The 7,645-nt window shown below is 65.2% G+C and carries 6 protein-coding genes; 2 read left to right on the top strand and 4 right to left on the bottom strand.

The genetic code is table 11. The features are described from left to right. Window positions 1–3,116: transcription-repair coupling factor (mfd, locus tag KDH09_13325; GenBank protein ID MCB0220675.1), on the bottom strand; the 3,116-nt coding region annotated here is incomplete at its 3' end. 411 nt (window positions 3,117–3,527) lie between these two features. Here mfd and trxA point away from each other — a divergent pair. Continuing rightward, on the top strand, window positions 3,528–3,851 hold the full coding sequence (trxA, locus tag KDH09_13330; protein MCB0220676.1) for a thioredoxin: 324 nt from the start codon (window positions 3,528–3,530) through the stop codon (window positions 3,849–3,851). Window positions 3,852–4,079: 228 nt separating this feature from the next. On the opposite strand, the gene KDH09_13335 is transcribed toward trxA, so the two are convergent. Together KDH09_13335 and KDH09_13340 are read right to left on the bottom strand one after the other, a co-directional pair. Further along, window positions 4,080–4,655, bottom strand: a complete 576-nt coding sequence (locus KDH09_13335; protein MCB0220677.1) for a sigma-70 family RNA polymerase sigma factor — start codon at window positions 4,653–4,655, stop codon at window positions 4,080–4,082. A gap of 41 nt (window positions 4,656–4,696) precedes the next feature. Further along, the gene (locus KDH09_13340; GenBank protein ID MCB0220678.1) at window positions 4,697–5,155 is read right to left on the bottom strand and encodes a VOC family protein; all 459 of its coding nucleotides are present in this window, start codon (window positions 5,153–5,155) and stop codon (window positions 4,697–4,699) included. A 204-nt stretch (window positions 5,156–5,359) separates the two neighbouring features. On the opposite strand from KDH09_13340, the gene KDH09_13345 reads away from it, so the two are divergent. Continuing rightward, window positions 5,360–6,469 carry a response regulator gene (locus KDH09_13345; protein ID MCB0220679.1) on the top strand — a complete coding sequence of 370 codons (1,110 nt, stop codon included), beginning with the start codon at window positions 5,360–5,362 and terminating at the stop codon, window positions 6,467–6,469. A 165-nt stretch (window positions 6,470–6,634) separates the two neighbouring features. Here the strand turns inward: KDH09_13345 and KDH09_13350 are convergent, their stop codons facing one another. Further along, window positions 6,635–7,402 (bottom strand): hypothetical protein, encoded by a 768-nt coding sequence (locus KDH09_13350; GenBank protein MCB0220680.1) that lies wholly within the window; start codon window positions 7,400–7,402, stop codon window positions 6,635–6,637. Window positions 7,403–7,645: the final 243 nt, after the last annotated feature.

Here is a 7,645-nt window from a genome sequence, read left to right on the forward strand (position 1 = left end):
AGCTCGGTATAGAGCTCCAGCCCGACCGCGGCGATGTGACCCGACTGGGAGTCACCCAGCAGGTTGCCGCCGCCGCGCAGTTCCAGGTCGTAGGTCGCAATGCGGAATCCCGCGCCAAGGTCCGAGTGTTCCTGCAGCACGTCGAGCCGTTTCTCGGCATCGTCGGTGACCTTCCCGCTCTCGGGAAGCAGCAGGTAGGCATACGCGCGCCGCGCGCCGCGTCCCACGCGCCCGCGAATCTGGTAGAGCTGCGAGAGGCCGAACATGTCGGCCCGGTCCACGATGAGCGTGTTGGCATTGGGAATGTCGAGCCCGCTCTCGATGATCGAGGTGCACATGAGCACCTGGAACTCCCCGCGCAGGAAGCTCAGCATCACCTTTTCGAGCTGCTTGGGCTCCATCTGCCCGTGCGCGACATGGATGCGCACGTTGGGGCAGAGCTCGCGCACGTGGTTGGCTTCGTCCTCGATGCTTTTGACCCGGTTGTGGACGTAGAAGACCTGCCCGCCGCGGGCGACCTCGGTGTCGATGGCCTCGCGGATGGTCTGGTCGTTCTTTCGCGAGACGACGGTGCGAATCGAGAGCCGGTCGGTGGGCGGCGTCGCGATGATGGAGAGATCGCGCATCCCGCTCATGGCCATGTGCATGGTGCGCGGAATGGGCGTGGCCGAGAGCGTGAGCACATCCACGGTCCGGCGCATCTTCTTGAAGCGCTCCTTGTGCTTGACGCCAAAGCGCTGCTCTTCATCGATGATGACCAGGCCCAGGTCCTTGAACGCCACGTCGCGCTGGATGAGCCGGTGCGTGCCGATGATGACATCGATTCTTCCGGCGGCCAGATCGGCGAGTACGTCCTTCTGCTCGGCCGCCGAATGAAGGCGCGAGAGAGCGGACACTCTCACCCCGTAGGGATCGAGCCGGCGCTCGAAGCTCATGGCGTGCTGCTCTACGAGAACCGTGGTGGGCACCAGCACGGCGACCTGCTTGCCGCCGTGGACCGCTTCGAAGGCGGCGCGGATGGCGACCTCGGTCTTTCCAAAGCCCACGTCGCCGCAGACCAGGCGATCCATCGGGCGCGGCGAGAGCATGTCGGCGAGCACTTCACCGATGGCGCGTTCCTGGTCGGGCGTTTCGTCGAACTCGAAGGCCGCCTCGAAGGCGCGGTATTCCTCGTCGAGGGGCGGGTAGGCAAAACCCGGGTTCACTTCGCGCGCGGCGTAGATGTCCAGCAGCTCGGCGGCGAGCTTGTAGACGGCCTCGCGCACTTTCTGGCGCTTGGTCTTCCAGCGCGCGCCGCCCATCTTGTCGAGCCTGGCTTCGACCCCCTCGGGCCCGGAGAACTTCGCCACCGCGCGGATGCGGTGGGCGGGCACGTAGAGCTTGTCGCCGCCGGCATATTCGAGCACCAGGTAGTCGCCGGCGTGGCCGCCCATGACCATGTGTTCCAGGCCGCGGAAGCGTCCGATGCCGTGCTCGCCGTGCACGATGAAATCGTCGGGGGCCAGATCGGCCAGCGAATTGAGCATCCCCTCGAGCTTGGGCGCCGCCTGGCGCGTTCGCTTGCGGTGCGTGCCGGAGATTTCCTCTTCGGTGAGCACCACGATGTCGGCGTCGGGCAGTGCGAAACCCGCCGAGAGCGTGCTGTGAATCAGGTGCAAGGGCTCGGCGCCGTCCACGGGCTCGGCCTGCGGCCCGGCAAGTTTCGAGAGCGAGCCCACCGGCACGTCGCTGCGCAGGGTCGGAATCTCGTAGGGCTTTAGCAGCTCGGAGATTCGTTCCTGCTGGGAGTGGGTGTGACTGGCGACGATGACCCGGCGGCCCTCGCCGCGCCACTGCGAGAGCTGATCGACGAGCGGCTGCAGCGGACTCTCTCCCCGGCTTCCGCTGGCCGCGCTCTTGCCGGCGCCGCGCAGGGAGTCGGCCCAGGTCTGCGAGCGCACGCTGTGCACGACGAGCGTCTCTCGCCCGGCATCGTCTTCGCCCTCGCCCGCCCCCTCGGTCTCTTCCATGAGCAGGTTGGCGCGCGCGAAGAGTTCCTCGCGAAGTTTTGCGGCGTCGGCAAATAAATCGCGCGGATCGGATGCGGGAAGCTCCGCTTCGCGGCGGCGCTCGTATCCGATTTCCAGACGCTCACCGACGACGTCGAACTGACGCTCGACCTGCGCGGCTTCCACCACCGCAAGGTGCGCCTTTTCGCCCAGATGGTCGAGCAGCGTCGGCACGTTCCGGTAGAAGTGCGAGAGCAGGTATTCCAGACCCGGAACGCGCTGGTGATCCTTCAGATCGTTTTTCAGATCGGTGACGTATTGAAAGCCCGCGGTGCCGGCCTGCTGTTCTTCGGAGAGGCGCTCCATCGCGCGGCGCAGCGGCTCGTCCTCAAAGAAGATTTCCTGCATGGGGAGCAAGTAGATCTCTTCGATGGGGAGCTTGCCGGAGGTCTTGATGCTGCGCTGGGTGCTCGGATCATAGAAGCGCACCGATTCGAGTTCATTGTCGAAGAATTCCAGGCGCAGCGGGAAGTCGTAGCCCGGCGCGAACACGTCGAGGATGCCGCCCTTGACCGCAAACTCGCCCCGGTCCTCTGCGCGCGGGCCGCGCCGGTACCCCAGCGCGGTCAGCCGCTCGGGCAGCTCGGCGAACTCGGTATCGGCGCCGACGATCAGATATTCGTAGCGTTCGTAGAGCGCCTCGCGCGGGGCGGTGAGCTGCATGATCGCGGCGACCGAACCCACCACGGTGACTTCGTCGGGCCGGTGCAGCAGCCCGTAGAGCGCGCTCATGCGCCGGGCCTGATGCTCCACCGCGGCCGAACGGTTGTCGTAGGGGCGCTGCTCCCAGGCAGGCAGGTAGAGAAGCCGGCGGCGCTCGGGTGTGGCCGGATTCTCCGTGCCGCGGTCGGTCCCCAGAAACTCGGCGAGATCTTCATATAAGGTAAGCGCGCGCTCGGGCGTGGGGCAGACCACCAGGCCCGCCTGGTAACCCGCCGCCTGGAGCTGCGCCAGGGCCCAGGCCCCGGCGCTGGCGCGCAGGCCGCCAAGGCGCACCTTGCCGCCGCCCCCCAGCAGCTCGCCGGCGCGCCGGAGGCTCTCGCGGTCGTTGTGGATCTCTTGGCCCAATCGTGGGTTCTCCCGATAAACCAGCGAAAAACGCAAACGTCCCCGCAAGCCGCAAAAAATCCGCGGCCTTCGGGGTGTCCCTCAGACGGGGCTCAATATAGGTGGGATTTGGGCGATGGGAAGGGGGAGTCGTCCCTGCCACTGATTCCTTGGAGAGGCGCAGGCAATCCACGGGATTTGGGAATTTTCTGGCTATCGTGAGCGTGGACGTGCTCGTGCACGTGAACGATTCGAGCACGAGCACGTCGACGCTCACGCTCACGACCGGCGCAACACGTTGATATTCCGTGGATTGCCGGCTCCCCCGGGCTGCCCCGGCACCGGGAAGCTGAATCCTTGACCCGTCCGGGTGCATCAGGAATGATGAGCGCGCCGGATGGACACTTCCGGCGCGAGACAGGAGAATCCGCCATGGGCAAGACCCTCGAAATCACCGACGCCACCTTCGAATCCGAAATCCTCAACTCTGACGTGCCCGCCATCGTCGACTTCTGGGCACCGTGGTGCGGTCCCTGCCGTGCAGTTGCTCCCATCGTCGAAGAACTTGCCGGAGACTACGAAGGCAAGGTCAAGGTCACCAAGATGAACGTCGACGAGAACCAGAACACCCCGGCCCAGTTCGGCGTGCGCGGCATCCCGACCGTCATCGTCGTCAAGGGCGGCCAGCTCGTCGGCCAGATCGTCGGCGCGCAGCCCAAGAGCAAGTTCGTCGAGCTGATCGACAAGGCGCTCTGAGCGACCGACCATTTTTTTCGGACCCAACGAAAAGCCCCGCCGGAAGGCGGGGCTTTTTTTGTGCAGGCGATGACTCGATTGTTTTCCCGTTCGTCCTGAGTAGCGTTGCAAACGCAACGCGTATCGAAGGGCAAGCGGGCCTCGAACATCCCAGGCCCTTATGCCCTTCGATACGCCGCTATGCGGCTACTCAGGACGAACGGGGTGTTTATCTGTGCAACGAGTCCCTCAATCGCAGCACGGATTCTTTCTCTCCCAGTCGATCACGTTTCCGCGCCGGTCCTGCTTGAGGGCGCAGCAGGCCTGCACGAGTTCGCGCACTCTCTTGCGGCCGCGCTGGACGCGGGATTTGAGCGTGGCAACCGGCACGCCCAGGCGGCGGGCGGCCTCGGTCTGTGAGAGGCCTTCGATCTCGACAAGGCGCAGGGCCTCGCGCTGGGTGGGCGGCAGGGCCTCGATGAAGAAGGGGAGCCAGCCGCCGACGCGCTCGTTCTCGTTGGCGCCTTCGGCACCCTCACCCGCGGGAGCATCGTCGATCCCGTCACCGGCAACGTCTTCGCGGCTTCGCGCGCGCTTTCGGTGGTGATCGGCGATGGCGCTGCGCAGAACCTGGAACACCCAGCCGCGCAGGTCGCGGACCTCGGTCCCGCTGCCCAGCGCGCGGTGAATGCGCAGGAAGGTTTCCTGCACCACGTCATCGAGCTCAGTTTCCTTCACCCGCCTTGCGGCGTAGCCGCGAAGCTGCGATTCGAAGGCGCGCCAGAGGGCGGCCGCATCGGGGCCGCCCTCCGGCGATGCACTCACTTGTGACTGCGTCGAACTCACGCGCGTATCATCGCGCATTCCTAGGATGCCGGGCAACACGCACTCGCTTCAGCGCTGCTGCGCGCCGGGACGTCGGCCTCGGTGACGATGAAGACTTCCCAGCGATGGCCGTCGGGGTCCTCGACCCACACCTTGTTCTGGCGGGCGTAGCAGCACTCGACGTCGTTCTGGACGAGCTTGAGCAGGCCTTCCTTTTCGAGGCGTTCCCTGGCTTCCATCACACGGGCGGGGTCGGTGACCTCGATGCCCAGGTGAAAGGAAGAGAACGGGCGCTTCCCGGCGGCGTCGAGCGTTTTGTTGAGCGTGAAGTTGAGCGCGGGCTCGGCAAGATCGAACTTGGCATAGCCCGGGCGCACCTTGGCGGGGGCGACGCCGAAAAAGCGCTCGTAGAAGGCGACGGAGGCGTCGATGTCGGCGACCTCGAGTGCAATGTGGGGGCGAATGGCGGCCCGTGTTGTTGAGAGACTGGTTGTTTCCATGGCGGCAAGGCTCCTTATTTCCAATCGGTTTCTGCCCTCGAAGACGCCGCGAGCCCCGAATGGATGCATCGGCCGGGAAAAAACTCCCCTGAAATGCCGCTTTCCCCAAACACTTCAAGGGGTTAGAATGATTCCGCCAACTGCTCTGATTCAGTCTGCGTCACACGGCGCGGCGGCAACGCGCGAAAGGCGGGGAAAGCACCCTTGGCCGAGATCAAGAAGATACTGCTCGTCGACGATGTCCCCCTGTTCCTGGAACTCGAGAAGGGATTTCTCGAGGGATTCGGTGCGTCGGTCTACACCGCCACCGACGGGGCCGAGGCCGTGCGCATCGCCAAGCGCGAGAAGCCCGACCTGATCATCATGGACCTCATCATGCCCGGCATGGACGGGGACGAGGCCTGCCAGACGATCAAGACCGATCCGGTCCTGGCCAGCACGCCCGTCATTCTGGTGACGGCGCAGACCGCCGACCAGGCCACCGAACGCGCGCGCGGCTGCAAGGCCGACGCGCTCGCCTTCAAGCCGCTCAAGCGGCAGGAGCTGCTCGACCAGATCGACAAGCTGCTCAGCGCACGCCACCACGAAGTGCTCGCCGGAAAGAAGCAGGTCCTCGTCATCGGCGACTCCATGTTCTTCCTGCAGCTCATTCAGGACGTGCTGCATGAGAAGGGTCACGTCGTCCACATCGCCAGCGATCAGGCGCAGGTCGACCAGGCCATCGCGACGCATCACCCCGACCTTGTCCTCATTGATCTATTGCTGACCAAGTCCGATCCCATCACCGTGCTCGAAGGCATCCGCGACAGGGCCCCGGGCCTGCGCGCCGCCGCGCTCACCAGCCTGGCGCCCGGCGATCCGCTGGCCGTGAAAGCCAAGGAAATGGGCTTGGTCGATTACATTTCGAAGAACATCCCGGCCAGCGACATCGGCTACCGCATCGACGAAATTCTTTTCGCCAATGCCGCCAATACCCGCCGCGCGCCGCGCTACAGTTTCCGTGCGCCCATTCAGTACAAGAAGGGCCGGTTCTGGATTCTCGGTGAGATTGCGAACATTTCCGAGAGCGGGATGTGCGTCAAGGCCCTGGAGCTGCCGGAGAACGGCGCGCAGATTCTGCTGCGTTTCCAGTTCCCCTACGACAAGGAAAACCTCGAAGAAGAAGCGCAGGTCGTGTGGATCAACGCGCCCGGTCGCCCCGCCTACGACGCCGGCCGCCCCGTGGACTCGGGCTTCGGCGTGCATTTTTCCAGCCCCTCGGGCACGTTCAAGGAACGACTGGGTGATTATGTGAAGCGGCAGGGAAGAACGTAACAGCGCCGAAGGCGCAACCACTCCCTCTGCCCCCTCCGGGGGAAGATGCCCGAAGGGCAAAAGGGGGTGTCCGCGTCGGCGCAAACTCCCCCTCAGTGCGCTTCGCACCCAGCTCCCCCGCGCGCGGGGGAGCGCTACAAAGTCGCGCGCCGAAGGCGCGCAGCCTCAACCCAAATTCCCCAGATTCGGCCTAAGCGTCAGGCCCGCGGCGACGAAGAGGTAGATGAGCTCGGTTGCCCCGGCGGCCGCGTCGGCCACCACGCGGCGGGAGAGTTCGGGGTCGCGGCGCGAGATGAGGTACGCAATCACCGCGCCGATGAGGCCGGTGGGCAAGATTGCCAGCACGTAGATGGGCTCGAGCAGCAGGAGCAGACCAAGCAACAAGAGGCTCGTCATGAAGACGACGGCTGCGGGCCGGACCTCCGCCACGTCGGGCGCGGTCTTGCCGGCGGCTGCCAGGCTCTCATCGGAGGCGAAGGTCTGCGTCACCAGCAGCGAGGACCAGCGGCCCGAGACCGGCCAGGCCAGAAACAGCGCCATGACCGGAAGCGTCAGGTCTTTGTAGCTGGCCAGAAAGAGGGCCATGGCCTCGCGCTCGAGAAAGAGCACAGCAAGAATCACCAGCGTCACGAGCGAGGTGCTCAGGTAGGCAGCCTTTGCGTTGGGATTTCCGAGCGCTTCGGCCAGGGCGCGCAGCGGGCGCAGCCCGGTGAGCAGGCCGTAGGCGAGCAGCAGCACGGCGGCCTCGAAGCCCGCAGGAATGAGCGGCACGCTGCGCACCAGCACCACATGGGCCCCGTAGACCAGAAACCCCACGAGCGGCGCGAACAGGGGCATGAGCACCAGCGCGCGGGCCCGCGCGGCCGGATCGGCGTACTGGAGATCGTCCCCGGGAATGGGGAAAAACCAGCTGAAAGCGAGCAGCAGACTCATTGAAACCGCCTGGGGCGCCGAATGCGGGGAAATCCGCCGGATCCGGGCCGGTTTTGGGCCTTTCGGGACGCCTTTTTGAGCCTTTATGTGAACAATTGTAAGGCCCGTTGCGCCCATCGAAGGACGGTAGGCATAATCTATAGTAGTTAGTCGCACAATTGTAGGATTGCTGCGTTTTTCCGGAAGGAGAGGCTCGCGCCGGTCGTGGTCAGCCTTCGGACATCTTTGCTCGCCCTCGCGGCG

Source organism: Chrysiogenia bacterium (assembly GCA_020434085.1).
In the GTDB taxonomy this organism is placed as follows: Bacteria; JAGRBM01; JAGRBM01; order JAGRBM01; family JAGRBM01; genus JAGRBM01.